The following is a 25371-nucleotide window of genomic DNA, read 5'->3' on the forward strand; positions in this document are numbered from 1 at the left end:
ACCATCTCGTTTTGTTCGTTTTTGACTACTTTACCTTTTTTGATTGCTGATGTTTTTCTTTTGGGTTGCGTTTTAAGTCATTAACCGGAAATAACGAAAACACAAATCGTTCATACTCGACCGCATTACAGTGAGTGAGGACGAAAAATGAAAAGAATGATGTTGTTGAATTGCCTGTTAGTCGTTGCAGTGACAGGGTGTAGCTCGGATAAGCCCCTTCTCGGCTGCGGTGACTATGCCAGAACATCGACTATCAGCATCGAGTCTAATGAACCGTATTTTGACAATCCGCCAAAAGACAAAATCAGCCGTAACATAGCCATTAAGCCCGTTAAGGTTAATTACCCCACTGACTACACATACCGCGAAAACTGGAATAACGTCAGCAGGGGCGGTGCAGCGTTGAGAAAGCAAGGGTATCGCCACGTTATCGCCTCGCCATACGAAATTTACGAACAAGGTAAAAAACATGTCGTGACAGATCGGAGTTTCCATACCGACTTACTCTTATCCAGTGTTGAGCGAACGGGTAAGAATTTCAAAGGCAATGGCCTTATGAAAACTCAGGCTCCTTCATTTTGTGGCGAGAACAAGCGCAGTTTTTTCCTCAAAGAAACGCCTGAAAACAAAAAAAATCGTGATGAATATATTCGAGTCAAAGACAAATACTGTTCTGATCCAAACCCCCCACTGACAGAAGAGGAACTCCGTATTTTGACTCGCGGTGAACCCGATAGCTTGAGGGATTATCGCCTGAAAATGTATATCGACAATCAACGCGAACCGGTCTCTCATTCCACTCACTCATATCAAAAAGGTATTTTTTAATGAATTCCAAAAAGAATAAGACATTTTCTGGCATAACCGCGACTGCTTTACTTTTATTGGTGATAGTCGGTATTTTAGGGTTGGTTGGCCTTTGGAAAATATATCAAGAGAGTAAGGACACCAACGCATTGTTGACCTCGATTGCCAATAAACAAGAGTCTGGCAATCAAGACTTGGCAAAACTCGACAAATCATTTAAAAAAATCATTGAGCTTTCCGAAGAAACCAATACCCCTAGCCAGCCACAACCACAAAAACAACCCACCAGAGTTTCTGGGTTGAATACCGATAATGTAAAAATCAAAACGGACGTATTGACTTATGGCAACAAAGAGGCGCGTTTCTCTTTAGTCACGTACATGGATTTCCAATGCCCGTATTGCCAACGCCACGCTGCCACCCCAAGAACGCTGGTTGATTCTGCCAACGAAGGACTGGTGAACTGGAAGTGGAAGAACAGCCCGTTACCAATGCACGAGCCAATAGCTTCTGAACAAGCCAAAAAATTTATTTGTGCTGGCAAACAAGACGAAAAGCACTATTGGGATATTGTTGCGAAATGGGGAAGTAAAGAGCTGAATGTGTCGGATGCCGAGCTTACAGCAAAATACAAACTTGATACAGAGAAATACGAAACCTGTCTGAAAGATGAAAATGGAGAGGTAAAAAACGCGATTGAAGCCGATAAAGCAGAAAGTATGCAGCTTGGTATATCCGCAACACCGACTACCCTCATTATTGACAACAAAACAGGCAAGGTAAAACCGATTGAAGGTGCAGTGCCTATGGATCAGTTTATCACTGCCATTGAAGAAATGGCGAAAAAAGACTCATAGGTAAACTTTTTATGATGGTGCGGGTATATTTTAAAAAAAAGTATTGTTCATGTTTTTTATCCAGAACGGAAATAGACCTTTCTGATAAACGTATATTGCTTCTGTAACCCATTCTGTTACATCTCTTTTCGTAAAAATGAAAAAGGAAAGAAAACATGAATCAATCCGCAAGTGCTTCAACCTTGAATCCGTTCAATGTTAAGAACGTGATGTTATCTGTACTGGCTATCGCTATTGTTGCTGCGATGGCGCTGGCTTTCGCCTATGGTAATGGTACTGAACAAACAGGCTTTAAAGATGTTTGGGAACAAATCACACAATACATGCAAGGCTCATTAGGTCGTGTGTTAGTGGGCCTGATCGTTGTTGTGGGTATTGCGGCTGCCGTCGTTCGTCAATCTCTGATGACTTTCGCGGTTGCTGTGGGTGCTGCTATCGGTCTGTACTATGCACCCGACATTGTAAACGGTATTATGAGTTCTTCAGAAGCGGTTGCTACTATCCTGCCTGTTCTGTAAGTTCAACATACGCTCTCCAAGCGAAAAGTGTTGTTCGACGAAAAAGCCACAAGATTGTGGCTTTTTGTTTGTCTTTGGTTTGGAAAGGTTCTTTTTAAAAGCCATGATTAGATTTTGTGACCCGCAAACAGGAACGCCCATACTGCCGCATACCCGACTATCCATACAACAACAATCGCTTTAAAGCGTCTTCTGTAAGCGAGCCGGGTTTTGTGGTTGTAAACACGTTGAGCGATATAACACCCGCCCCACCCGCCAAGCAAAGCCAAAGCATCTAACTGTAATTCATCGAATCGCGGTTTGTTGGCAATGGCGTTGCTCTTGTCTTTTTTGTAGACAAAAAAGGAAAGAACACTCCAAAAACAGACCCACAACACGCTAATCAAGTAGAACATCGGCTTTCCTTTCATTTTTCGTTTTTATTTCGTTGTATATTAGCATGTAACAAAAAGGCGTGACTGAAAATGGTTATCTTAAAACGATCGGTTGTTTTTCAATGAAATTATTTTCATTTTTTACGTTTTTACAAGGGAGATGCTATTACGCTTTCAAGCGAACAGCGGGATTTCCTCAATTGCCAATCAAATTATGTGTGCTGTATGGCCTATGCCGGATCGGGTAAGACATTTATTCTTCAAAAGTTTGCCGAAAAGTACAGGGAACATCGGATTTTGTATTTAGCGTACAACAAAGGCATACAGATGGAAGCTCAACGCAAATTCCCTGACAACGTAAAAGTGGTGACGACACACGCGCTGGCATACCGCCATTTTGCTGATTTAAAGCAAAAGATGAAGTTCAATTTTGGCATCTTTGATCTGGCAAAGAAATTTAACATTACGTCATTCTCTTTGCGTTTTATCGCGTATAAGACGCTCTCAAATTTTTATTTCTCCGCTGACGAACACATCAATATGTCGCATGTTCCAATGGAAAGCCAAAACAAGAAAACGGTTTACAAAGAACCTGAAAGGGTTGCAGCCTTGTCTATTGCAATAAAGGCATACCGCTTACAGGCTGATCCTGGTAGTGATTTTCTATGCTCCCCCGATTTCTTCATCAAACATTACCAATTAACAGGCCCATCATTAGACAAATGGTATGACATTATCCTGTTAGATGAAGCCCAAGATGTCAACAAGGTGACGAAAGCCATACTGGACAAATGCAGTTGTAAGCGGATTTATGTGGGTGATCCGCATCAGATGATTAACCGTTGGCGTGGCTCATTTGATGCGTTGAGTGCAGCAGCCAGTGAGGGCGCAACGGTATTGCGCCTGACTGAATCTTATCGCTTCGGGAGAAAGGTGGCTGGCATTGCCAATGTGATTTTGTGGTTGAAAGGTGAAGACATCCCTGTCCGTGCGTACAGGGATGATAGGTTGCTATCCAAAAAAGTCATTCAGGGCATCTACCCGAGAACCATCATATCGCGGAGTAACCTTTCTGTTATCTTCAATGCGATAGATGCGGGGAATGCAGGAAAAAAAGTCTACTTCGTTGGCGGTGTAGAAAAGTATTCTTTGTATGATATTGTTGATTATTACTACCTGAAGTGGGATAAAAAAGAAAAAATCAAAAACAAAGCGATATTGGAAAAATATCCATCGTGGGAAGATCTGGTTAAAATTGCCAAAATCACGAACGACCCCACGCTCAACAGGGCGATTGTTTTGATTGACGAACACGGTAACAAAATTACCGATATTGTTGAGTCAATTATAAATTCATCCATAAAATCACAGGATAAAGCTGATTTAGTCCTCGTTACTGCTCATTCATCAAAAGGGTTAGACTGGAGTGTGGTGGAGATTGACGGTGATTTCCCTTCAATTATTGAGTACCTTGAAAACATGGGTAACAGTGGTGGTGATATCGATTACGCCTACATCAATGATGAACTCAATTTGTTGTATGTGGCTGTGACACGCGCCATTGACGCTTTGGCTATCAGTGGTTGCGTCATGGAACTCATTCTGCACATGCAAAGACAACAAAAGGGAGTGGTTGAGCAAATAACCCGCGACTGAAGTGCAGGCTTTTCATTGCGATAAGGGGTAATGGGAGCGAAGCTACAATATGACGACATTTGTCTCGGATGGAGCTCTGGCAGCAAACCACGATCAGCTTAACGCCTCAAATATCATATCCATCGAAAACCCCTTGTACTGGAGGTAGCGAATCTGTTTGTTTTTTTCTTTGGCTTCTGATGCCACCTCATCACCAAATTTACTGACTTTCAGTTCCCTTGCCATGGCATACCAGTCCACATCCACTTTCTCCCGCACCTGCTCGACCAACTCCTGAGAAAAGCCTTTTTGTCTGATCTCCTGTTTGATTCTGGTCGGGCCATGTTTTTTTCGAACATATTTATCAATCAGGTGCGTTATCAGGCGGTGATCATCCAGATAACCACTCTCAACCAGCCTCGACAACGCCTTGTCGATATTCTCTCTGTTTTCCGTCATCTTGCTCAGTGTCCGGGCCAACTCACCGGATGCGTAATCACGCCTTGCCAGCAGTGACACCGCGTAGTCATACAGTTCCTGTGATGTCATGAGACATCTCCGCTATAACGGATACCGTCCTTTCCTACGGATAATCCTTTGATTTTATCTGCCATCAACGGCCAGAGTGCGGTTTTACGTTTATGTTGTTCGTAGAGAGTTCTGAGGTAGCCCTCTGTTTCCGGAAGCTGAGGGCAATCTTCCAGACCTTCGCCGTAATCGATGGCTTTTTTCATGTCGGAGGCGGCATAGCTGTAATACTTGCTTTTTGATTGCTGAATGTTGTCCTCCACCAAAAAACGACGCAAAAGGGTCGCCGTATGCGCATAGCCGTGTTTATACAGGGTACTGGATAATGTCCGTAAAAATGAATGGGTGATATAAGCCAGCGAGTCGGCGAGGTTGTTTTTTGGCATGGACATAATACAGGCGTCGATTAAATCATACCGTTCGATGTCTGACGCAACGCACAACCAGTCAAAAAGCTGCCGGAGATCACTGTCAGCAGAAGGGCGATAGCCGAGTAACTTCCGGATCGTCTGGCGATGCCGCAGCCCCTGCCGATCCAGTGGTTCGTATGAAGAAAAAAGATCACCAGAAAGACCGAGCTGTTGAGCAAGGTACTGAATAACATCCATGCTGACATCCTTGCCTGACGAAGGAAATCGTCCGTACATCTCCATAAACTTCAACTGAATGGCAAATCCGAGACGGCCCTTGTCGGTCATACCAGACAACAGGGGAACTTGCTCAGGAGTCAACAACCAGAGATCTTTCCATTCAGTTTTATCCTGCCAGTTATCCATATGTACTCCGATATTTGTAACTATCAGAAGATGCTGGTGATTTTACTCCTGTATACCACAAATGTCGTCATATTGCAGCTTCGCTCCCATTCGGCCTTGATGGAATGCGAACCAATGCGGTGTTGTGTCATCAGATAGAAGGCCGCAAAGCAGGGTGGATTTTTTCGGCTTCGCTGGAAGATGTGGTCAGAAATGCCGCAGAAGGGCGGACGTGTTTATCTCACTCGGAAAAGCAAAAACCGATAAGTCAAAACCACAAGAGTGTTGAACATAACCCGGATCGGATTTGGCAGTTTGACCTATTACCGGGGGAGATAATGCTGATCCCGAAAGGGTTAGCTCATGAGGTGCATACATTATCCCCCAGTATTTCCCTGACTTACAATTTCATTACATCTGCGGAATATCGGGATTATTTTGATTTTAAAAAACAACGGGGTCACGGCTGGATAGCCAAATCACCGCTGGTTGCTGCTCCGGAATTTTTTCAGATTTACCAACGCAATAACGCACCAGTCAGTTGTTATGAATGATAAGCAGCGCACAAATAATACATTAATGAATAGTGACACTTTGTGATTTTTTGAGCAGTATAGGCACGCATCCCTGAATATCTATTGGCCCCAAAATTTCTCAGTTTAACTAAGCGGCAAAGGTGATGCGTATCAATCTCATATTCCCCGTTGTTTAGAGGGTGTCGTAAAAGCTCATGTTATCCATTAAGATCGGCGCTCTTCCTTTAGGCGCCGATCTTTTATGACCTTATTCACCCGAAAACTGGAATCGTCTGTTCACACCCAACGTCAATTTGTCAAAGCGCAGCATTTACCTGTATTGGATGGCTCTCTTTCCCTTGGGGATTATCTCAAGCAAATGGGAGAACGCAGTGCACTTATTGTCGCGGAGAGCCTGGATGAACAAGACTGGGGACCTTTCGAACGTCATTATGCTTCAACAGGCAGGGCTCCTTATTCTCCCCGCTCCATGATGGGGATCCTGCTTTATGGGATCATGAAAGGACAGCGTTCGCTCAGAGCACTTGAACGCTTGGCGCGTTTAGATTTGGGCTGTATTTGGGTCAGTCAGGGAATTACCCCTGATCATGCCAGTCTTGGACGTTTCATTTATCAGCATCAAACTGTCCTGACGGGGATGTTTTTTAAAGAGCTGGCCTTATCTGTTTTGCGCCGCAGTCAATCCGGTATTTCGTGTCTGGCTGGTGACGGGACAGTGATTGAGGCCATGTGTTCTCATTATCATCTTTTGACTCAGGCAGCCATTTCCCGCGAAAAAAAGCCCCTCAGTGCAGCGCCTGCCACGGGGCAGACAGAGAAACGTCTTCAGCAATTGGAACAGGGCACAGAAGTATTACGACGCCGGCAAGAAAACCGGGAAAAAAAGGGGAAAGATGGTAGCCAGTTACGTATTAATCCCACAGAGCCAGACGCTGTCGTCCAGAAACTCAAGCGGGGAAAGGGATTTTCAACAGCCTATAAACCGTCTGTTTTAGTCAACACAGGACGTATTATCGTCGCCCAAACCGTAGATCCATCCAGTGAGACACGGGTAATGGCGGATTTATTGGTGCAGAATTTCAATTTATCGGGATATCATCCGGACAAATTGTTGTTGGATGCCGGTTATTTCCATGACGCGGTGATGGCTGAGGCACAAAAATATCAGATCTCGCTGTTTTGCTCTGAAAATTCAACCCGGCAGAGCCCCCGAACAATCTCCCCCAAATCGTTATTTATCTATGAGGCTGAGAAAGACACTTATCTCTGCCCTGCCCATCATTCATTATCGTTGAAAAGCACCGTGGCCGCGTCAGAAAAAGTGCGCGGCTATCGGGTCTATGGCAGTGCCAATTGCACCCAATGCCGGCAAAAAACCCAATGTACACGGGCCAAAGGTGGAAGAAAAATAAAACGCTATCGGGAAGATGAAAAGCGGGATGAACTGCGTTTGCATATGGCTAACCCTGAGTCAAAACGGATATTGAGTCAACGAAAGAGCAGAGTAGAACCGGTATTTTCAGCTTTGCGGGGAATTCAGGGACTGGAGCGCTTTCGGCGTAGAGGATTATCAGCGGTAAAGCTGGAATTTACCCTGCATGCGATGGCCTATAACTTATCAAGAGCAGTGGCTCTGATATTATGGATGATTTTCAGCCTGTTATTGGTTCAAATAACAGGCACTGAAAAATGGGAGAGGCTCTCAACTTAACGCGTTGCAAAAATGACCTCCCCCCTTTTACGACACCCTCTTTACGGCGGGGTTCTTCATTTTATATAAGTCAATCCACGTGAGTAAAAAGTATGCCTTTATTTTCAAAAACAATAACTGATTTCTGGCAGGCTATTATGTTGGGTGAAGATATCCTTTATCAGGATGATGTTTTTACTATCACCACCAATACCCGGTTGGAACAGGATGAGCGCGTGATGGTACTGGAAACCAGTGATGGCCGGGTTATGGCAGTTCTAACGCCAGAGATGGCTGAAAAAGCCGGGCTTTATCATCAGGAGAAAATGTCTGAATCTATTTTTCGCCAGAAATTAAATCAGGCGAATATGACTTTGCATGGCGCTGACTATATTTTTTATTTTCCAGACACAAAAAAGCGCCAATTATTGCAGGAACATTCAGGCAATATGCAGCGTCAACTGACGGAAAAGCAAGATGGTGAAATCTTCTCGGCATTTCAAGCATCAGCGTCGGAGCAGGACTTGGACAACGCCTATGTTGAGCTGGGTCACTGGTTAGTATTCGGCGCTTTTGATGAGCAAAACCGTCTGGTCAGCGCCGCCAGCATGTACCCGTGGAATGATTCGCAACTTGCTGATATGGGCGTACTGACGCTGGAATCTTTCCGCAGTAAAGGCTATGCCCGAAAAGTGGTACGCGCAATCAGTCAGCATGCCTGTACTCAGGGGTATGAACCTCAGTTCAGGTGCCAGCTTGATAATCTCGCTTCTGCGGCACTGGCTAAAGCTGCCGGTTTAACATTGTTCGGTAAATGGGAAGTCATTTCCCCTGATTCAGTTAGCTGAGTTATTTCCTCGAAAAATTTTCTGAATTGAAATAATCCATTCGTTTTGAAATAAGTATCCCCCGGCATAGCCGGGGGTTTTTCATATGCGCCTATAAGGCTTTCTTACCAGCCGCGCCCTAACAGGCGCATGGCGATCTGACATTTGCATTCTATTGATTACTTACGGCCCGTAAACGGGCTACCGGGATACGGGATTGATAATTGTTCTCCCAATTTATCCGTCTCCAGTTGATGCCTTATGTATTCCTGTATCCTTACTGCATTTTTTCCCACTGTATCAACGTAATACCCCCGACACCAAAACTCACGATTGCGATATTTGAATTTGAGATCACCAAATTGCTCATAAAGCATCAGGCTACTTTTCCCCTTCAGATACCCCATAAAGCTCGACACACTCATCTTGGGCGGGATTTCCAGAAGCATGTGGAGTGATCCGCGCAACATTCTGCCTCCAATATGTTCACGTTTTTCCATTCACAGAGTTTTCTTAATATGCTGCCTATCGCTCTCCGTTTTTCTCCGTAGAACACCTGCCTTCGGTATCTTGGGGCAAAGACTATGTGGTATTTACAGTTCCATCGGGTATGCGCTAAGCTCTTTTCATCCCTCATGGTGGGACCCCCTTTCGATTTCTTCATTCACTTTTGCAGTTGCCAGACCGCAAGGTGTTTTAACAAATCAAAAGGGGTTTTTATAGCCGACTTAGAGCTGTAAGCTCTACGGAACCCCCAGCCTAGCTGGGGGTTTTCTATATACAATGAAGGTTGCAGTTTGATGAGCTGCAACCTGTTTTTATCACTACATCCGTTACTCACTCCATTACTTATTTCATTGCAACTAAGAAGAAACAGTCACTATGTCAAAACTTAAAATAGCTGTGGTTGGCGGCGGAAATATCGGCTCCAGCCTTGCCTTCGACTGCGCTTTGCGCGGGCATGATGTTGTTGTTATTGAAAAAGATACGATTTCCTGTGAAAAAAGCCGAGAAAATATCGTAGAAACAGCCGGTTATGCTCCGTTGTTCAGTCCGCTTGCCAAAGGAAAAACGGCGGAAATGATATTGCAAAATATAGTTTGGTCGCAGGATTTATTGGCTGTTTCCGATCGGGAATTTGTCGTAGAAAACATCACCGAAAATATTGCGATAAAACAGGCGCTATATGCGAATATGGCGGAATTTATTGCGCCTGATGCTGTACTGGCATCGAATACCTCCTGCATTCCCATCACAAAATTGGGATCGTTCCATTGCGTCCCGTCTCAGGTGATAGGTGTGCATTTTATGAATCCGGTTTATTTGAAACCGACGGTTGAGGTGATTCTTGGTTTTAATACCTCGGAGACGATTCAGGAACGATGTCTGGAAATTCTGACGATATTAGGCAAACAAGCAGTGGTGGTAAAAGATGGCCCCGGTTTTGTTTCCAACCAGATTTCTCATTTATTTATGAATGAAGCGGCATTTACAGTACAAGATGGGCTTGCTCAGCCCAAAGATGTCGATGCCATATTCAAGGGGTGTTTCGGGCATAAAATGGGGCAGCTAGAAACGGCCGATTTGATTGGAATTGATACTATCGTCAACTCGCTTGACGTACTTTACCAGATGTTTCAGGACTCGAAATACCGGGTTTGCCCCTTGATGAGAACTATGGTTGATGCGGGGTATTTAGGGCGCAAAACTGGTAAGGGTTTTTATACATACACTATGGCATATTGATGTTTGCTGCCATATACGCAATTAACTTGAAGATGCAGGAATTAAAGTCTGGAAATTATCGGTCAACCGGGTAGCCAATTCCTGTCCTTTTCCGGGTAAGGTGACATGAAAAAAATGATGAAGGGTTTCACGGAAAGTTTTTGCATCAGGGAAATAGACATTGTTTCGTACCTGCTCATTCGGGTCATGCTCCCAATAGAAGTATCCCCATGATCCGCCGTGCATAATTTTTATCAGATGTTTTTTGGACAACTTTTTTCATCTGCCGACGTTCATTTCGTGAAGTGGGTGGTATGATAAGCATGACTCGATCTTTTTTCTGTGATTTTGCGTTTTGGGAACAAAAATTTTGCAAATTTAGGATCGAGTTTCTTTGATACTCTTACCATTTTGACAAGCTATTTAGTGCTACATCTCCAGGAATGTGTGCTGGCTGTAAACCTAATAGCAAAGTATTTGCAGATCAAAATAAAGATTTTATTATTGGTACAACCGGTAGAAAACCCTAAATATCTAGTGATAAATTCAATATAAAGACCTTAAATCAATATGAAGACCTTAAATAGAGAAACTGTATCTGGAGTTAGTTTTTATACTATCAGAATGACATATGAAGAATTAGTTATTCTTAGGGATTGTTTACATGATATTTTGCTTAAATCTGAAGAGATTGAAGAAAAAAACCTAGATAAATTGTCCTGGTATAGATCTGCTTTTTTAGAAAAATCAGATTATATACAATCCAATATTTCACATAAAACAAATATAATTTTGAAAAAAGAACATTTAAACAATGAAATATTCTATAACCTTAGATTATCCTATGGAGAACTTAAGTTAATTATATACACTGTTATGAGTTTGGAGGAAGATATCAATTATAAACCTTTTTATAGAAGGTTCTCTTTCAGTAAAAAATGTAATGCCAAATTATTGAATGATTATTTTCATAAATTACAATCTTTATGGTCAGTAGATTAATTGGAGTTATAAATGACTAAAACAGAATTAATAGAATATCTACATTCTGCTTACCCAGAGTTGACTATAGATATTACTTACATTAAGGGCTATTCAGAAGAAGATATAGTAAAATTAGAACGTTTATATGATATTAAAATTCAAGGTCAATTACTTGATTTTTTAATTCACATAGGGCGTTGCAGTGGAGGTTTTTTTTCAAATCAACCTTTAAGTTTTTATAGTGAAACTGCTAATATCAGAGATGAGATAAAATTTCAAATAGGATGTGAAAATGGATTAAGAGAAGTTCAACGATTTGATTTAGTAGAACAAAAACCTTTCTTTATTTCAATGGAAAATGAAGGAATTTTGCATTATTTCTTATTAACTGATTCAGATAATCCTGATTTAGTTTATTATCTTGATACTAACTATGACACAATAGTAGATACTGATTTAACTTTTAATGAATATTTAAGAAGCGTTGTAGATTCTAGTAGAGGTTATGCTTGTAAAATCCCACTTGATTATACAGGAGACTTACTTAGAATATAACAATTAAACCTATTTCATTATTATTAGATCTGCTTTGATTTAAATCAAAGCAGATCTACATAAAAATAGGATTTTATGAAAAACTTTAAAACTTTTACAAAGATTTCTACATTAACTTTGTTAGTTTCTATTAACCTAGCTTTTGCTAATGATATCATTCCTAATGATTTTAACACTCAAGTTAACCAAGTTAATAATATACCAGTTATCAACATAGCTACTCCAACTCTTAACGGTATGTCCAGAAATACCTATAAAGAGTTCAATGTTAGTGAAAAGTAAACGCCTAATTAACCCTACATACCCGATTAATTAATTTTTTGTCATCGTGTGTTTTCTTTTTATTCAGGAGATAAACCACCATGACACTGACTGAAAAACAGCAATACTGGGCAGGGATGATTGATTCCCAGCAGCAGAGCGGACAGACGGTGACGGTGTTTTACCAGCACCATGCGATTAAGCTGGCGACGTTTTACTACTGGACAAAAAAAACGTCGGCAACAGCGTGAACCTCAATGCCTGCATCCTGTTGTGGTTGAAGAACATGCGAATGCCGGGCACACCATCATACTCTGCCTGCCCAACGGACTTCGGGCGGAGCTGCCCGCCGGATTATCCCCTGCACAGATCCGCCACTGGGTTGAGGCGCTGCGATGATACCGGTTGGTCACCTCTATCTGGTCTCCGGCCCGACCGACATGCGAAAATCCATCGACGGGCTGGCGAATGTGGTGGAGGCGCTGGGGTTGGATCCGCTCAGTGAAGCCGGATTTATTTTTTGTAACCGTCATCGCGACAAACTCAAGATCCTGTTCTGGGACACCAACGGCTTCTGGCGCTACTACCGCCGGCTGGAAAAGGGCCGTTTTCAGTGGCCAGCGCCCGTGGCGGACGGCACCGTCCATATTACGCGCCCGCAATTGAACTGGCTGTTGTCGGGTCTGGCATTAACCCATCCTCGTGCGCATCAGCCCTTACAGGGCTTGAAAATGTGATCGGTGACACTGATCGTTCATTAAGACTGGCACGATCAGATTTAACTGTCACACTCAGGGGTTTTCCTTCTGAGAGCCTGAATGATGACTGACCTGCCGGATGATATTGACCAACTCAAAGCGCTCGTTTGCCAGCTTCAGGCGCTTAATCAGGCGCAGGCTGAATCCCTGGCTGAGCTGCGAACTCAAATCCAGCACCTGCTCGAACAGCTCAATCTCAGCAAATCGAAACGCTTTGGCAAACAGAGTGAAAAAGCCGATAAAGGCACCTTTAACGAGGCGGAACAGCAGATAAGCCGGCCTAAACCGACGCCGGCACATCACAAAAAAGGGCGTCAGCCGTTACCGGCAGGATTAGCGCGGGAAGTGCAGTGTCATACGCTGAATGTGCCGCACTGCGACTGTTGTGGCGAGCCGCTGCATGCCTGTGGGACCGAAACGTCAGAAACCCTGAAAATTGTGCCGCAGAAAGTCAACGTCATTCGTCACGAACGCACCAAATACACCTGTCGGCAGTGTGAAAAAACCGAACCTCACAGCAAAATTATCACGGCGCCGTCCCCAGCCAGCTTGTTACCCCGGACGATCACCAGCCCGGAGACACAGGCCGCCATTGTCACGGCTAAATATGTCGATGCACTGCCGCTGTACCGGCAGGCCGATATTTTAGCGCGTTCCGGTATTGAGATTAGCCGAAGTACGCTGGCGAACTGGTGTGTGTAGCTTGGTCGCAAGGTGCATGTGCTGGTTGAACAGATGCAGGCGCACTTACTCAATGAACCGCTGATTTGTGCGGATGAAACGCCTGTTCAGGTGCTCCACGAAGCGGATCGCCCGGCGCAGAGCAAATCTTATATGTGGGTGTATCGCAGTGGCGAATTTGCCGCTCATCCGGCGGTGATTTTCGACTACCAGCCAAGCCGCAGCGGGCGTTGTGCCGCCGATTTTTTAGGGGATTATGCCGGTGACCTGCTGACCGATGGCTATGCGGCTTACGATACGCTGAAATCGGTCAGACACGCCGGGTGCATGGCGCATGTCCGTCGCAAATTTACGGACGCCCAGAAAGCTCAGGTGGGTAAAAAAGCCGGACGTGCTGAACAAGGGCTGACTTTTATCGCCCGGCTGTATGCCATTGAGCGGGAAGCGCGGTTACTCAGCCCCGATGCACGACGGCGATTATGACAGGAAAAAGCGTCCCCGGTTCTGAAAGCGTTCCACGACTGGCTGACCGAAGCGAGTCAAAGCGTGTTGCCGAAAAGTATCATCGGCACGGCGATCACTTATACGCTGAACCAGTGGCCGAAACTGATAATCTATCTGGAAAACGGGCATCTCAGCATTGACAATAATGTCACCGAGCGGGATATCCGCCCGTTCACCACCGGACGCAAGAATTGGCTGTTTTCCACGTCGGCAGACGGAGCCTTTGCCAGTGCGAATCTGTACAGCCTGGTGATGACCTGCCGGGCCAATGACATCAATCTTTATTTTTACTTCCGGCATATTTTTACCGAACTCCCCAGACGCCAATCCGGTGAGCCCCTGCACGACCTGTTGCCGTGGAACGTGAACATCAGCGATTAATGTGAACTGCACGGTTTAATTGAGCGCTTACAGACAATCAAATCATTTCGCGTCCGTCCAGATGATTTGCCGGCACCATTCGTTTGTGCAGCACACCAAATATCACCGGTTGCCGTTCGTGGATGAGGTAATAAATGACATGACTGACATAAGGAAAACTCAATACGCCCGATCCGACGTCTGGCCTGTCTCTTCCCAGTGCAGGGGTAGAAGCCAGCAAACGAAAGGTTTGTTGAAGTCCTGACAGGTATTTTTCTGATTGCACCTCACCCCATTGTTGTACAGTAAAACGGCGAATTTCAATCAGATCGGCCTGGGTATCAGGCGTTAAACGGTAGTGTGATATGTCCATGATGGTTAATGATCCCTGGGAACGTCGATAATGCCCTCAGCAATACCCTGAGCCAGCATTTCCATGAGTTTGGCGAACCGGAAAAAACCGGTGTATTGCTGACAGATACCATCCAGCTGGGCAATTGATGCACTGTCTATCACCTGTTTGAATGTATCCATATAGTCGTAACAGGTTTTCCGTAATTGCGCATCACCGGTTTCGGTTAGAGGAAAACGGGCAGCATAGTCATGTATACGTTTCACCCACCGTAATTGTTCTGCGCTAAGTCCGGCTACAGACATTTTTTTCCTCAATAGGTGAAATTCTAATCGTACTGACCTGATATCAGTTCATTAAAAAAAGCTTCGCCATCGAGGGTGTTACCGGATTCAATATCAACTCTGGCCTGTTCAGCTCTTGACTGCAATAATTTTAACCGGAGTGTTTCAATGCTTTCGTATTCATCCATTGAGATAACCACCGCAACGGGTTTTCCGTTTTTATTGATTTGGATTGGGGCACGTTGTGCTTTGAGTAGCATGTCGCCAAACTGGGTTTTGGCTTCATTGGCAGAAAGAGCATCCATAATAGTCCTCTCATTGAATCATAGCATGATTCAAACAATATAAACGAATCGAACGATTCGATCAAATTTAAAGCTATTAAAAAGTATACTTTTTAATAGTCGCTGGAAATAGCTCTTAAAAGTCCTATCATAAGTACTCAATCAAATGGTCTAAAGGATAATGATAGGTTATGGCAAAAATTGGTTATGCGCGGGTCAGCTCAACAGGTCAAAGTTTAGACATTCAGCTGGAAAAATTAAGACAAGCGGAGTGTGAACGTCTTTATCAGGAAAAACGCAGTGGTCGGACAACACACCAGGGGTTACGCATGAAATTTTAGTAGGCTAAAATTGATTAAATAACAGCGCTTCCATATAGCCATTATCCCACCCGGCCGATTTCCTTCGGGCACTTAAACTCAGTTTACTGTTGGTATCTCGTTTAACGATATTGAGTGCCATTTTACGTAATTGGGCAAATACTCTTGTGGCGATCCGCTCTCTCATCCGTGAGTCATCTTCTCGAAAAGTGACATCCAGTACCCAGTGTAAACTATTTTCGATAGCCCAATGTTTTCGTATCGCACCTAACTGAAAGGTGGGATTATCCCGGCAACTACTTAAATAATAACGAAAATCAGAGGTCACCGTGTCAGAGTAGTGTTCTTGCCGTATCGTTTCCGTTACCAGAAGGGCCTGAATATTTGGCCAAGAACTTAGGTATTTTGTTTCTGATGTCAGCGGCAGAACCCATCCACGTCGTCTGACGGTACGTCCATGACTATCATCGAATTCATCATAGTCAGGTTTAAGGTAAGGTTTTTGGGTTATCTGTTGCTGTTGAAAATAATTAACAGCTTCCGAAAAAGTTTTTCCCTGATTGCCTTTAAGCGACAAAATATAATCGGCTTCACTCTCACGTAATTGCTGAGCAATCGTGCGTTGGCAGCCCATCGCATCAATCGTCACGAGATGTCCTTTCAATGAAAGCATCGATAATAATGCGGGGATGGCCTTAATTTCGTTTGATTTTCCGTCTACTGCACACTGACATAAGCTGAGTCCTTTCTCAACCGAGAATGCACTCACCACATGTAGTGGGCTTTGTTCAATTTTCTTATCAAACGAATGGCGTAAACTTTTACCATCAATCGCAATGATCGCTCGCTTTTCTGAAGAGACGTCACGAGAAATCCACTGATAAAAATGACGTTCAAAGAGGCCCGGATTTAATAAACTAAAACAGCGCCGGAAAGTATCATGTGACGGAATACCGCCTTTGAGCAGAAGAAATGAACCCAGCCAATCCTTTTTTAGCTGGCCGTACTGTTCAATATCGATCCAGGCGTTAGCCCCGGCAATGACAGCGCATACCGCGATCACTAAGATATCAATAAAACGGTGTTTAACCTTTCCCTAACAATGTGGATCTGGAAAATCAGAAAAGACCTCCACTAATTCTTTCATCGGCCCCCCTCTAAAATAAAGGAATTATCCACTAAATATTTTCATGCGTAACCCCTGTCAGAACCGGTGACACGATTGTTGTTCACTCCATCGATCGGTTATGCCGCAATATGATGGATATGTGTAGCCTGACCCTGCGTTTACGCCAGCAAGGTATTACACTGATATTCCTGAAAGAGCAGCTTACGTTTAGTGCTCACGAGAGCACGCCCATGCAAGAGCTGCAACTGCATATGATGTCGGCCTTCAGTCAGTTTGAACGGGCACTCATTCGGGAGAGGCAAAACGAAAGGATCGCAGCAAAAAAACAGCGCGGGGAACGAACGGGCAGGCCGCCTGCGGATATCAGTAAATTACCTCAAATAGACGCGTTAAGAGCAAAAGGTATCAAGTTAAAGCTGGCCTGCGATAACGTAGGATTAGGTGTTTCTACGTATTATAAATTGCGTCACCAGCTAAAAAACGGGGGAATACAGTAGCCACAACCCGGGAGGACAGCATCATGCAATTCACAATCCAAATCGCGATGGTTGATAAATCGTAATTTTTATGCTCTCAGATCTTTTTAAAATCCAATCACAACTTTAGTCGGTCAACAAGGCGTGCCAATAAGTCCATCCTCTCATGAAAAATTGCCACTATTAACGCAGGAGCATCTTTGCGTGGCAAACAAAATACATAATGATGTTCACAACGCGCCATGATGGAAAGAATTCGCTCATATCCTTGAAAGATCCTTTGCCGCAAGCGAGACGTTCAATACCTTGTTTCAGGGTAGTAATGTAATGGCGCACAAATCAGCTTCAGCGGCTTCTGTCAGTACATAGCCCATTAATCGCGTCCGTTCTTGGCAAGTTCTTCATTAACAATTTCGTCGATGCTTTTTTTCGATACCTTACCTTCCATCCCTTCACTGATCCGCGTATTTAATAAGACCTTCAATTCTTGCCATGCTTGATCGCTATCGGTCATGTCAGGGAACAAACGTTCGAGTGTATATTGCTTGATTGTTTTGCCCTGCAAGGCTGCCAACGCTTTCAAACTTTTGTGTTGTTGATCGGTTATATCAATAGTTAAACGGCTCATAATTTATTTCTCTTATGAATTATCCCACAAACCCACATTAGCACATATCCTCAGAAAACGGAATTTAAAGCATGTTAACCCACACCGCTCGCCGCAAGATGGTTTGAGCAGAGCGAACTAACCATCGAGGAAGCGGAATTTTATCAGATGCTTATTTGAAGTATGTTCACACTGAATTTAATGTTTCTTTGATGAACTAAAGGAATTTTACTAGGACAAGCATAAGGAGGGTATCGTATTCAAAATGATTAAATATTACTTACCTTGTTTTCAACTCGTTTCTGAGGGGATGTGCGAGATCTGCTCGCTGGTTTTTTGCAAGGTTATCCACAAGTGTAGGGGATTAAAAACGATTATTTTTATATTAAAGAAGATTAGCTATTAAAAATCCCACGCCATTTTTTGTAAAAATACTTTTATATACAAATAGTTATTTTTATTTCTTAATTTAGTCACCCTACCTGATATGCCGTGCTTTTTATCACAGTCTTATATTTAAATTACCTAATAAATTGACTTATTTGGTTTAAATGATTAATTTTGACTTAAATGATTTTTTTGAATCAAATGATTTATCTAGGAGGATAGGTGGAAAAACCAAAAGGTCACAAACAAAATTTGCTTGAGCGTTACAGAGCAGAAATAGAGGAAATGAGAGCGAGGGGGTTTTCATTTCAACAAATAGCGGACTGGTTACAAGATAAAGGACTTATCGTCTCGAAAAGTACTGTTAGATTGTTTTTACAATGAAATCAGCCCCTCCACGACCAAGAGTAGGGGCTGATTACCAACAAGACCATAGGAGATATGAAAATGTCAGCACTGACAATGATAATGATTTGCGAGCGTCTTCGTAAAGGGTTGTCCGTTCGACTGCCTGCAATGCGCGCGAATGAATTTTCTGAATTACTTAACATACTCGCCTTTCTCAAGGAGTCAGTAGAATGAATGACTTAGAATTACGACTCGCTAACATCACTGGAATGGTGAAAGAAAAAAATCAAAATCGGGCAAAACTTATTGAATCAACAATAGAACCTACTTCCTCTGAGCCTGAAGAGATCTATTTAGGGGTTTTGGGTGAGTAGAGCTGTCCGGTCACCCAGACAGCCCCCTCCTCAGAACCGGACGTGCGGAACTACCGCATCCGGCTCCCGACAGACCTGTGCCCCTACACCTATTCAGCGAGAATTGAACATTGAATGTGTTTTCCATCGGGATGGATAATTCAGCATTTTCAGGATTAGATTTAGCTTTTCCCACGTTAGCCGGTGACGCCCACCTTTCCGGTTAAACCATCGATAAATTATCCACTTGCTTTGGTAGATAAATTGCTCAACTCTTCTCTGGTTGTCAGAAACACTGTGATAGTTTATCCAGCCTCTGACTACCCTGATGACAGTATTCAGGATTAGCCTTATATCAGTCGTGTTCAGGTTCTTCCGGAGAAAATCCCTGAGTCCCTTCAATTTAGCTGCGAAACGGTCTTTTCGGCTGGTCAATTTCAACCGCCAGTATCCTTTTCGCGTTTTACCCCAATAGCAGGTAAAGCCCAGAAAGTTAAACGTGGGTAACCGTTTTCCTGACAAATCGGCTCTCATTGCTGCAACGTGTCCCGCAGAAATTAACTGCGATTTGTCATCGTGCAACTCCAAACCATATTTATTCAGTCTTTTCGGTAAAACTTCATAGAAACGCTTTGCTTCTTTGGGATACTGAAAGGTAAACACCATGTCATCGGCATATCTTACCATCTCTGCCCGACCACGAATGTGGGAGCGGCTGATTTCGTCAAACCATTCATCAATCACGTGATGTAGGTAGATATTGGCAAGCACGGGTGACAGGATTGAACCTTGCGGACATCCACAGACATTGTTGGAAACCACCTTGTCCATCATGACGGGTGCCATTAGCAGTACCTCAATCAATCTGAGAAAGCGTCGATCTGATATCTTCTTCCGGAGCAAACTCATCAACTCGATATGTGGTATCGTGTTGAAATACTTTCGGATGTCGATTTCCACTACCGCACCATTCCAGTTACGGAATGTTTGCTGCTGTAGTGCCCTTAATGCCGTATGACAATCAAGCCCCGGCCGGAAACCGTAGGAGCAGGGCATAAACAGCGGTTCATAAATTCGGCTGAGGATATCATTGACCGCAAGCTGGATCAGTTTATCTTCTATGCACGAAATCGCTAAAGGCCGTTTACTGCCATCCTCTTTCGGGATCTCAGTGATACGGGCTGCTTTCGGGTGATACGTTCCTCTGCGTATCCGCAGAATGAGATGTTGAATATTCTCATCAAGGTGTTCACCGTAAGCGGCTTTTGTCATGCGATCAATACCCGCGGCTTTACTCCCGTCCAGCCGCAGGAATTGCCCTTTCAGCATGTCACAGTTCAACAAATGTCCTAAATTATTAAACACTTGTTGCTTATTACCTGCTGATTTCTCGCCTATACGCTCAAGTTTCGTTAACCATGAAATTCCGTCGTTGCTGTGTACGGTCATTGTTGCCCTCTTACGTTCGATCTGTCTGCCAGCCCTTTGCTCCACGGTCATTACCCGCTTCATCACTACTATGACTGACTCCGACTTCCTGATACTCATTTCTCCGGCCTTGTGTTTTGCACTTGCGCCAGAAATACTCACTCCATTGAGAAATATCAGGATCTCCTGGGTTCCATACTGTTCTCTACAAACTCGCTGACGCCTGCGGCTCCGGTGTGTGTTGCTGTATGGATATTCGCCAGTATGACCATCCAGTAACTGTTGCCTGCTAGCTGGGCTAACTATCGGCACACACGATCAGATGTATTTCGGAGCTATCACGTTCATCATTTGATTCCGGCTCGAATGTTTCGCTGTCTACGCTTCGTCTCCTTTGTTACCGCCGGACACGCAAGACTCGCTACGTAGTAGTCTGGCTAACCTTCTACGGTGGGACTTTCACCCACAAGATCAGTACAGCTTTTCCCAGCGCACTGCCCATTCCCTCGATAAGTTCACTTCACAAAATCAAACCCTCTTTTTCAGTCTAAAGTAGGTTGCTCTGGATATTCCCGTCCTTTCCATGACGTCTTTCATCGGTGCTTCCTGAATTATCATATTCTTGGCCTGAACTGCACCTTTATGCGGTTTTCTGCCAAATCTAACGCCGGATTCCTTTGCAAATTGGCGACCTTCATTAGTACGCTCAAGAATGCGTTCGCGCTCTGCCTCAGTCACCGCAGCCAGAATCTGAACCATCATTTTACCCATCGTACCCTCAGTGCTAAGGCTGTTGTCCAAAAACCGAATAGCTATACCTTTTTTGTAGCAGCTATCGACAATTTTGATCATGTCCGCAGTATTGCGGCCTAAACGATCCATTTTGGTACATATAATGGTGTCGTCTCTTTCAGCTCTGGCCAGTAACTTTTTCAACCCTTCTCTGTTATCAGTTTTTCCGGTCATCTTATCCGTGAAAATCCGATCTTCACGGATCCCCGCCTGTTTCAGAACCATAATCTGAATATCCAGTTTTTGTTGTGTGGTCGAAACCCTTGCGTAGCCCAGCAATGCCATTTGTATCGTTCTCAGTATCAAAAATCGATATTGATACTATCAGGTATCATAATCATAAAATCAAGATATTTGATATTGGCTTAAATGCCCGACTGTAAAGTATCAGAACTTACAAATTATGATACCTAAAGCGGATAATGAGTGATACCAAGAAGAGCGAAAGGCGACTCCACATCTTAAGCCAGAATGAAGTCAAAGAATTATATGAACGCCCTGTATTCAGCCATGCCAACAGAGAAGACTATTTCTCTTTAGATCCTCATACCACGACGATTGTTGCAGAGTTGAATAAGCCGGAAACCCGGATCTATTTTATTCTGCTACTGGGCTATTTTCGGGCTAAGCCTGTCATTCAAAAATTTAACCTTAATGAAGTCGCTGAAGATGCTGAGTACGTTCGCAAGACTTACTTCCCGGATGAAAAACCGATATGGGTCAATATGGCTAAAAGTACCCGTTTCAAACTCGTCAAAAAAGCACTGGATACCCTGAATTTTGAGCGTCTCACCCAAGTTCACCATACGGCTTTGATAACCCATCTAAAAGATGTCGCGACAATCTGTACCGATCCCCGGTATATTTTTGATGAAATTCTGGCTTTTTTGGGTCAGAAGCGAATTGCTCTTCCCGGCTATACCCGCTTGCAAGAACTGGTGACGGAGACTCTTGTGGCAGAACAACAACGTATTGAAGCCATTCTTTCACAACAAATGTCTGACGCAACAACCGACAGGTTGAAACAAATCATTTCCACTCAAGGCTTGCTTAACAGCTTATCCGCATACAAAGGCTCAGCCCGTGATTTTTCCCCTTCTGAGCTGGATCGGGAGCTGGAAACCCATCAGACCATCAAGAGTATCTATCCCGAACAGACTTACATTACTGAAAGCGAAAAAAATAAACGGTTGGAAGATGACCTTATTCCGGTCAAAGACTGGGAAAACGACAAAATTAGCCTTATCGAGAAAACCGGTTTGCAACGGCTATCAGTCCCCATAGCTCAGACACTGGATGAATTTGGAAAACGACTTGAGCAGCGAATGAACCAAATTGCCACCAGTATCTCTGATGATACCAATGAGTTTGTCAAATTACAGCCTCACTCAAACCAGCTTGCGTGGACATTAGCGAATCGACGGTGGCGCGATGATATTGATAATCCGGTATATAGCCAGATAAGTCATATGGGAATTATTGAGATCATGAATTATGTCAATCAGAAAACGGGGTTTCTTCATGTTTTTCAAGGTATCGCCACCAGAAAAAAATGCACGCAGGCAGAGGAAGATAATTTAATCGCCTGTATTTTTGGTAATGGCACAAATTATGGTCTTCACCGGATAGCGGCGATTTCAGATCGTAGCATTGGCGTTTTACGTAGCATCAATGATTCGTTCGTCCGGCCTGAAACGATTAGCGCAGCCAATGACCTGATCTCGAATGGAATAGCCAAATTACCTGTATTCAGGTATTACACGATCAACGAGTCATCGCCTTTTGGCAGTATCGACGGTCAGAAGTATGCTTGTCGTGCCAATACATTCAAAGCCAGATTCTCGGCTAAATATTTCCGTAAGGGGAAAGGCGTCTCAGCAATGACGTTGGTCTCTAATCATGTTCCTATCAACACCGTAGTGATTTCACCTAATGAGTATGAAGGGCACTATGCTTTTGACTTACTCTACAATAACAGCAGTGATATTCAGCCGAAATCACTGGCAACAGACACACACGGTATCAATAATGTCAATTTTGCGATTCTGGATATCTTTGGTTATCAGTTCTCGCCACGTTATGCCCGATTTAAACATGCGTTCGCGAAACAATTTGAGGTGAATACAGGCACAGATGTGAATCTTAAACTAAAAAAACCTATCCGGCGTAAATTAATCGAACGGGAATGGGAAAATATCCAGCACATTATCTGCTCACTCAGCCGTAAAGCCACCCAGCAAAGTACGGTGATAAAAAAGCTGTCCAATGACAAACGCAGTCACCGAACACTGTTAGTACTTCATGAATATGATCGACTGATTAAATGCCTTTATCTTTTGGAGTATGTTGATAACAAAACGCTGAGGCAGTTTGTACAGCAAGCGTTGAATCGTGGGGAGGCCTATCACCAGTTACGCAGAGCAATTGCATCGGTCAATGGTAATCAGTTCCGGGGCGGAAACGATTATCAGATCGATCAGTGGAATGACTGCGCCAGACTGATTGCTAACTGTATTATTTATTACAATTCAGCGTTGCTGTCTGCGTTAATTGAAAAGTTCCAGAAGGAAGGAAATCAGAAAGCAGTCAATCTGATCGCCGGTTTTTCACCTGTGGCCTGGCGCCATATACAATTGGCAGGGAACTATGTTTTTGGGAACAGGAGTGGTTTACTGAACCTATACAGTATGCTGGAACGTGTTGATCCGCTAGCAGATTCAGAAACTGAAGAACCTGCCACAGAGTAATAAATCGCGGTGAGTGAACTTATCGAGGGAATGGGCGCAAAACCCGGATTTCCAGATAATGCTGCCCCTCTGGTTCCAGTACCCAAATACGGCTGATATCGCGTGGGTCACGCCGGATCAGAAACGCAGGAAAATTTTCACGTCGGGCAATCCAGGGCTTGAGTACGTCAGCGTAGTAATGAATGTGGTCGATAACAAAGCCGGTATGTGTCAGAGTGCGGCGGAACACGGGTAGAAAATCAACCAGAAAGGCGGTCGTGTGCGTGACAACAAATTCGCTCCACTGCTTCAGCCCAGCATGCAGCCGGAGGTTGAAGTATACCACTGTGTACCGAACCGTGATAGGCACCGAGCGCCAGAGTGAACCAGCGCTCTAGTTCAGACAGTGTCAGAGAAGCTAACTTATCGGAAGTATATTCCCCACGTTGTTTGGGGTTGGAGAAGGTGGTTCCCGGCAATTCATCGTGAACCATTTGCATTGTTGTACCGATGAGCCATTCTACAATGCCGCCATAGTGTGGTTGCCCGGGGGGACGATAGTCCAATCGGATACCGTGTTGTTCGCAGCCCCGGCGCAGAGCTTCACTTTTAGATTCAGCTGCGTTGTCGAGATAGAGTTGTCTGGGTTTGCCACTCATCGGCCAGCTCATTTCTACATCCAACCTTTCCAGCCAAGGGCGTTTGTCACAAGCGATGTGGGCGAGACAAAGCCCTACAGAAACAGCAGACGGTGCTTCCAGGGTGATCACCATGCCAAGCACGCAACGCGTGAATACATCAATAGCGATGGTAAGGTATGGGCGACCAATCGGTCGCCGATCACAAGTATCAACAACGATTAGATCAATGACTGTGTGGTCAATTTGTACCTGTTCCAGCGGTGCAGCCACGGCGGGAGGTAAACCTCCGGTACTTTGTCGATCCCGGGTTGCATCTTGGCCTTCTCGGTAATGTATCGTTTTGAGTGGATCAAGGTTAGCTACCCGCAATGCCACCGTATTGCGTGTTGGTACGGGTAAATTTTGCTTTTTACAGACCTGAGTAATCTCTCGGTGAAGTGCTGCCAGACTGCACTTCTGCTTAGTAAAACATCGCTTTTTCAGTAAATCATGGATGATACTTTCGACTGACTCCGGCAAGCGTTTTTTTCCTTTTCCACCATCAGATTGACCCAGTGCCAGATCTGTCACAAGACCAGAGCCTTGCCGGGTTCGGCTAATCAGGGCATATACCTGCCGCCGTGATAAACCTAATGTCTGAGCGGCAGCATCAGCAGCTTGATGACCGACCGTATTAAGCGCTGCCAGTGGTTCAATGACCTCATTTCTGCGTTGAGCTTCTTGCCATGCCTTATCAGGCAATGTCATCACGCCCCGCTCAGTAATTTGTGGTGTGTCTAACATGCTCACACCTCACTTTGGTGCACATGAGTACCAAGCATAATCACGTTTAGTGCAGCCAACTTCTGACATTATTTTATCAGAAGTCATATGCACATCAGGCTCTAAT

General features: G+C 44.1%; 27 protein-coding genes and 7 pseudogenes. 20 read left to right on the forward strand and 14 right to left on the reverse strand.

What is annotated here, in order from left to right; translation table 11 throughout:
- Positions 1-147: 147 nt before the first annotated feature.
- The 3 genes from WDV74_RS16760 (at position 148) to traA (ending at position 2182) form a co-directional block, all read left to right on the forward strand.
- Positions 148-828, forward strand: coding sequence for a hypothetical protein (locus tag WDV74_RS16760; protein WP_338885754.1), 681 nt, complete (start codon positions 148-150; stop codon positions 826-828).
- Positions 828-1664 (forward strand): thioredoxin domain-containing protein, encoded by an 837-nt coding sequence (locus WDV74_RS16765; protein WP_338885755.1) that lies wholly within the window; start codon positions 828-830, stop codon positions 1662-1664. The genes WDV74_RS16760 and WDV74_RS16765 overlap by 1 nt, the downstream gene beginning before the upstream one ends.
- 155 nt (positions 1665-1819) lie before the next feature.
- A complete protein-coding gene (traA, locus tag WDV74_RS16770) occupies positions 1820-2182 on the forward strand; it encodes a TraA family conjugative transfer protein (RefSeq protein ID WP_338885756.1) in 363 nt (120 codons plus the stop codon).
- Positions 2183-2289: 107 nt separating this feature from the next.
- Here the strand turns inward: traA and WDV74_RS16775 are convergent, their stop codons facing one another.
- Positions 2290-2577 (reverse strand): DUF1294 domain-containing protein, encoded by a 288-nt coding sequence (locus WDV74_RS16775; protein WP_338885757.1) that lies wholly within the window; start codon positions 2575-2577, stop codon positions 2290-2292.
- Positions 2578-2721: 144 nt separating this feature from the next.
- Here WDV74_RS16775 and WDV74_RS16780 point away from each other — a divergent pair, with 144 nt between their 5' ends.
- The gene (locus WDV74_RS16780; RefSeq protein ID WP_338885834.1) at positions 2722-4212 is read left to right on the forward strand and encodes a UvrD-helicase domain-containing protein; all 1491 of its coding nucleotides are present in this window, start codon (positions 2722-2724) and stop codon (positions 4210-4212) included.
- 93 nt (positions 4213-4305) lie between these two features.
- Here the strand turns inward: WDV74_RS16780 and WDV74_RS16785 are convergent, their stop codons facing one another.
- Positions 4306-4740 (reverse strand): regulatory protein RecX, encoded by a 435-nt coding sequence (locus WDV74_RS16785; RefSeq protein WP_338885758.1) that lies wholly within the window; start codon positions 4738-4740, stop codon positions 4306-4308.
- Positions 4737-5495 (reverse strand): DUF6880 family protein, encoded by a 759-nt coding sequence (locus tag WDV74_RS16790; RefSeq protein ID WP_338885759.1) that lies wholly within the window; start codon positions 5493-5495, stop codon positions 4737-4739. Before WDV74_RS16790 ends, WDV74_RS16785 begins: the two co-directional genes overlap by 4 nt.
- 104 nt (positions 5496-5599) lie before the next feature.
- Between WDV74_RS16790 and WDV74_RS16795 the strand changes: the two genes are divergently transcribed.
- The 3 genes from WDV74_RS16795 (at position 5600) to WDV74_RS16805 (ending at position 8548) form a co-directional block, all read left to right on the forward strand.
- Positions 5600-6028 carry a hypothetical protein gene (locus WDV74_RS16795; protein WP_338885760.1) on the forward strand — a complete coding sequence of 143 codons (429 nt, stop codon included), beginning with the start codon at positions 5600-5602 and terminating at the stop codon, positions 6026-6028.
- Between the two features lie 223 nt (positions 6029-6251).
- Positions 6252-7721 (forward strand): transposase, encoded by a 1470-nt coding sequence (locus WDV74_RS16800; RefSeq protein WP_338883968.1) that lies wholly within the window; start codon positions 6252-6254, stop codon positions 7719-7721.
- 92 nt (positions 7722-7813) lie between these two features.
- Entirely contained in the window at positions 7814-8548 is a 735-nt protein-coding gene (locus WDV74_RS16805; protein WP_338885761.1) for a GNAT family N-acetyltransferase, read from the forward strand.
- Positions 8549-8706: 158 nt separating this feature from the next.
- Here WDV74_RS16805 and tnpA read toward each other — a convergent pair.
- Positions 8707-9164 (reverse strand): annotated as a pseudogene (gene tnpA / locus WDV74_RS16810) (IS200/IS605 family transposase).
- Positions 9165-9409: 245 nt separating this feature from the next.
- Here tnpA and WDV74_RS16815 point away from each other — a divergent pair.
- A complete protein-coding gene (locus WDV74_RS16815) occupies positions 9410-10273 on the forward strand; it encodes a 3-hydroxyacyl-CoA dehydrogenase family protein (protein WP_338885762.1) in 864 nt (287 codons plus the stop codon).
- Between the two features lie 193 nt (positions 10274-10466).
- Here WDV74_RS16815 and WDV74_RS16820 read toward each other — a convergent pair.
- Positions 10467-10577 (reverse strand): annotated as a pseudogene (locus tag WDV74_RS16820) (IS630 family transposase); the annotation flags it as partial.
- A gap of 245 nt (positions 10578-10822) precedes the next feature.
- Between WDV74_RS16820 and WDV74_RS16825 the strand changes: the two are divergent.
- The 7 genes and pseudogenes from WDV74_RS16825 to WDV74_RS16855 all read left to right on the forward strand — a co-directional run bounded on the left by WDV74_RS16825 (position 10823) and on the right by WDV74_RS16855 (position 14376).
- On the forward strand, positions 10823-11254 hold the full coding sequence (locus WDV74_RS16825) for a hypothetical protein (RefSeq protein ID WP_338885763.1): 432 nt from the start codon (positions 10823-10825) through the stop codon (positions 11252-11254).
- 12 nt (positions 11255-11266) lie between these two features.
- Positions 11267-11791: a hypothetical protein gene (locus WDV74_RS16830; RefSeq protein WP_338885764.1), complete on the forward strand. Its 525-nt coding sequence runs from the start codon at positions 11267-11269 to the stop codon at positions 11789-11791.
- 75 nt (positions 11792-11866) lie between these two features.
- On the forward strand, positions 11867-12073 hold the full coding sequence (locus WDV74_RS16835) for a hypothetical protein (RefSeq protein ID WP_338885765.1): 207 nt from the start codon (positions 11867-11869) through the stop codon (positions 12071-12073).
- Positions 12074-12153: 80 nt separating this feature from the next.
- A complete protein-coding gene (locus tag WDV74_RS16840) occupies positions 12154-12303 on the forward strand; it encodes a hypothetical protein (RefSeq protein WP_338885766.1) in 150 nt (49 codons plus the stop codon).
- Positions 12245-12451 carry a hypothetical protein gene (locus WDV74_RS16845; RefSeq protein ID WP_338885767.1) on the forward strand — a complete coding sequence of 69 codons (207 nt, stop codon included), beginning with the start codon at positions 12245-12247 and terminating at the stop codon, positions 12449-12451. The genes WDV74_RS16840 and WDV74_RS16845 overlap by 59 nt, the downstream gene beginning before the upstream one ends.
- Positions 12448-12789 (forward strand): IS66 family insertion sequence element accessory protein TnpB, encoded by a 342-nt coding sequence (tnpB, locus tag WDV74_RS16850; RefSeq protein ID WP_338885768.1) that lies wholly within the window; start codon positions 12448-12450, stop codon positions 12787-12789. Before WDV74_RS16845 ends, tnpB begins: the two co-directional genes overlap by 4 nt.
- Positions 12790-12873: 84 nt before the next feature.
- Positions 12874-14376, forward strand: a pseudogene (locus WDV74_RS16855) (IS66 family transposase).
- A 37-nt stretch (positions 14377-14413) separates the two neighbouring features.
- Here WDV74_RS16855 and WDV74_RS16860 read toward each other — a convergent pair.
- Genes WDV74_RS16860 through WDV74_RS16870 form a run of 3 tightly spaced genes read right to left on the reverse strand, consistent with a single transcriptional unit; the run spans position 14414 to position 15296 of the window.
- Positions 14414-14728: a type II toxin-antitoxin system RelE/ParE family toxin gene (locus WDV74_RS16860; protein ID WP_338885769.1), complete on the reverse strand. Its 315-nt coding sequence runs from the start codon at positions 14726-14728 to the stop codon at positions 14414-14416.
- Positions 14729-14733: 5 nt separating this feature from the next.
- Positions 14734-15012: an arylsulfatase regulator gene (locus tag WDV74_RS16865; RefSeq protein WP_338885770.1), complete on the reverse strand. Its 279-nt coding sequence runs from the start codon at positions 15010-15012 to the stop codon at positions 14734-14736.
- A 23-nt stretch (positions 15013-15035) separates the two neighbouring features.
- Positions 15036-15296 (reverse strand): type II toxin-antitoxin system Phd/YefM family antitoxin, encoded by a 261-nt coding sequence (locus tag WDV74_RS16870; protein WP_023043807.1) that lies wholly within the window; start codon positions 15294-15296, stop codon positions 15036-15038.
- A gap of 170 nt (positions 15297-15466) precedes the next feature.
- On the opposite strand from WDV74_RS16870, the pseudogene WDV74_RS16875 reads away from it, so the two are divergent.
- A pseudogene (locus WDV74_RS16875) lies at positions 15467-15586 on the forward strand (recombinase family protein); the annotation flags it as partial.
- Between the two features lie 34 nt (positions 15587-15620).
- Here WDV74_RS16875 and WDV74_RS16880 read toward each other — a convergent pair.
- Positions 15621-16676: pseudogene (locus WDV74_RS16880) on the reverse strand (ISAs1 family transposase); the annotation flags it as partial.
- A gap of 101 nt (positions 16677-16777) precedes the next feature.
- Here WDV74_RS16880 and WDV74_RS16885 point away from each other — a divergent pair.
- The gene (locus tag WDV74_RS16885; RefSeq protein WP_338885836.1) at positions 16778-17221 is read left to right on the forward strand and encodes a recombinase family protein; all 444 of its coding nucleotides are present in this window, start codon (positions 16778-16780) and stop codon (positions 17219-17221) included.
- 97 nt (positions 17222-17318) lie between these two features.
- Here WDV74_RS16885 and WDV74_RS16890 read toward each other — a convergent pair.
- Together WDV74_RS16890 and WDV74_RS16895 are read right to left on the reverse strand one after the other, a co-directional pair.
- Positions 17319-17574: pseudogene (locus tag WDV74_RS16890) on the reverse strand (type II toxin-antitoxin system RelE/ParE family toxin).
- Positions 17574-17828: an antitoxin gene (locus WDV74_RS16895; RefSeq protein WP_338885772.1), complete on the reverse strand. Its 255-nt coding sequence runs from the start codon at positions 17826-17828 to the stop codon at positions 17574-17576. Before WDV74_RS16895 ends, WDV74_RS16890 begins: the two are co-directional and overlap by 1 nt.
- Positions 17829-18416: 588 nt before the next feature.
- On the opposite strand from WDV74_RS16895, the gene WDV74_RS16900 reads away from it, so the two are divergent.
- Both WDV74_RS16900 and WDV74_RS16905 read left to right on the forward strand, forming a co-directional pair.
- Entirely contained in the window at positions 18417-18578 is a 162-nt protein-coding gene (locus WDV74_RS16900) for a hypothetical protein (RefSeq protein ID WP_338885773.1), read from the forward strand.
- Positions 18579-18772: 194 nt separating this feature from the next.
- Positions 18773-18916 (forward strand): hypothetical protein, encoded by a 144-nt coding sequence (locus tag WDV74_RS16905; protein ID WP_338885774.1) that lies wholly within the window; start codon positions 18773-18775, stop codon positions 18914-18916.
- 93 nt (positions 18917-19009) lie between these two features.
- On the opposite strand, the gene ltrA is transcribed toward WDV74_RS16905, so the two are convergent.
- Together ltrA and WDV74_RS16915 are read right to left on the reverse strand one after the other, a co-directional pair.
- Complete coding sequence (gene ltrA, locus WDV74_RS16910) at positions 19010-20344, reverse strand: group II intron reverse transcriptase/maturase (protein WP_338885837.1); 1335 nt, start codon at positions 20342-20344, stop codon at positions 19010-19012.
- A 507-nt stretch (positions 20345-20851) separates the two neighbouring features.
- Positions 20852-21400, reverse strand: a complete 549-nt coding sequence (locus tag WDV74_RS16915) for a recombinase family protein (protein WP_338885775.1) — start codon at positions 21398-21400, stop codon at positions 20852-20854.
- Positions 21401-21537: 137 nt separating this feature from the next.
- On the opposite strand from WDV74_RS16915, the gene WDV74_RS16920 reads away from it, so the two are divergent.
- Positions 21538-23862 (forward strand): Tn3 family transposase, encoded by a 2325-nt coding sequence (locus tag WDV74_RS16920; RefSeq protein ID WP_338885776.1) that lies wholly within the window; start codon positions 21538-21540, stop codon positions 23860-23862.
- 46 nt (positions 23863-23908) lie between these two features.
- Here WDV74_RS16920 and WDV74_RS16925 read toward each other — a convergent pair.
- Positions 23909-25303, reverse strand: a pseudogene (locus tag WDV74_RS16925) (DDE-type integrase/transposase/recombinase); the annotation flags it as partial.
- Positions 25304-25371 lie beyond the last annotated feature (68 nt).

Source organism: Xenorhabdus sp. TH1, from assembly GCF_037260955.1.
GTDB classification, from domain to species: domain Bacteria; phylum Pseudomonadota; class Gammaproteobacteria; order Enterobacterales; family Enterobacteriaceae; genus Xenorhabdus; species Xenorhabdus griffiniae.

Bases quoted from the DNA above. Each gene is read 5' to 3' on its own strand.
- WDV74_RS16905 (WP_338885774.1), top strand. From the start codon at position 18,773: ATGAATGACTTAGAATTACGACTCGCTAACATCACTGGAATGGTGAAA.
- WDV74_RS16860 (WP_338885769.1), bottom strand. From the start codon at position 14,728: ATGGACATATCACACTACCGTTTAACGCCTGATACCCAGGCCGATCTG.
- WDV74_RS16785 (WP_338885758.1), bottom strand. From the start codon at position 4,740: ATGACATCACAGGAACTGTATGACTACGCGGTGTCACTGCTGGCAAGG.
- traA (WP_338885756.1), top strand. From the start codon at position 1,820: ATGAATCAATCCGCAAGTGCTTCAACCTTGAATCCGTTCAATGTTAAG.
- WDV74_RS16825 (WP_338885763.1), top strand. From the start codon at position 10,823: ATGAAGACCTTAAATAGAGAAACTGTATCTGGAGTTAGTTTTTATACT.
- WDV74_RS16870 (WP_023043807.1), bottom strand. From the start codon at position 15,296: ATGGATGCTCTTTCTGCCAATGAAGCCAAAACCCAGTTTGGCGACATG.
- WDV74_RS16915 (WP_338885775.1), bottom strand. From the start codon at position 21,400: ATGGCATTGCTGGGCTACGCAAGGGTTTCGACCACACAACAAAAACTG.
- WDV74_RS16805 (WP_338885761.1), top strand. From the start codon at position 7,814: ATGCCTTTATTTTCAAAAACAATAACTGATTTCTGGCAGGCTATTATG.
- WDV74_RS16865 (WP_338885770.1), bottom strand. From the start codon at position 15,012: ATGTCTGTAGCCGGACTTAGCGCAGAACAATTACGGTGGGTGAAACGT.
- WDV74_RS16920 (WP_338885776.1), top strand. From the start codon at position 21,538: ATGAGTGATACCAAGAAGAGCGAAAGGCGACTCCACATCTTAAGCCAG.
- WDV74_RS16800 (WP_338883968.1), top strand. From the start codon at position 6,252: ATGACCTTATTCACCCGAAAACTGGAATCGTCTGTTCACACCCAACGT.
- WDV74_RS16840 (WP_338885766.1), top strand. From the start codon at position 12,154: ATGACACTGACTGAAAAACAGCAATACTGGGCAGGGATGATTGATTCC.
- WDV74_RS16760 (WP_338885754.1), top strand. From the start codon at position 148: ATGAAAAGAATGATGTTGTTGAATTGCCTGTTAGTCGTTGCAGTGACA.
- WDV74_RS16830 (WP_338885764.1), top strand. From the start codon at position 11,267: ATGACTAAAACAGAATTAATAGAATATCTACATTCTGCTTACCCAGAG.
- WDV74_RS16815 (WP_338885762.1), top strand. From the start codon at position 9,410: ATGTCAAAACTTAAAATAGCTGTGGTTGGCGGCGGAAATATCGGCTCC.
- WDV74_RS16895 (WP_338885772.1), bottom strand. From the start codon at position 17,828: ATGAGCCGTTTAACTATTGATATAACCGATCAACAACACAAAAGTTTG.
- tnpB (WP_338885768.1), top strand. From the start codon at position 12,448: ATGATACCGGTTGGTCACCTCTATCTGGTCTCCGGCCCGACCGACATG.
- WDV74_RS16765 (WP_338885755.1), top strand. From the start codon at position 828: ATGAATTCCAAAAAGAATAAGACATTTTCTGGCATAACCGCGACTGCT.
- WDV74_RS16790 (WP_338885759.1), bottom strand. From the start codon at position 5,495: ATGGATAACTGGCAGGATAAAACTGAATGGAAAGATCTCTGGTTGTTG.
- ltrA (WP_338885837.1), bottom strand. From the start codon at position 20,344: ATGACCGTACACAGCAACGACGGAATTTCATGGTTAACGAAACTTGAG.
- WDV74_RS16775 (WP_338885757.1), bottom strand. From the start codon at position 2,577: ATGTTCTACTTGATTAGCGTGTTGTGGGTCTGTTTTTGGAGTGTTCTT.
- WDV74_RS16845 (WP_338885767.1), top strand. From the start codon at position 12,245: ATGCGATTAAGCTGGCGACGTTTTACTACTGGACAAAAAAAACGTCGG.
- WDV74_RS16835 (WP_338885765.1), top strand. From the start codon at position 11,867: ATGAAAAACTTTAAAACTTTTACAAAGATTTCTACATTAACTTTGTTA.
- WDV74_RS16795 (WP_338885760.1), top strand. From the start codon at position 5,600: ATGCGAACCAATGCGGTGTTGTGTCATCAGATAGAAGGCCGCAAAGCA.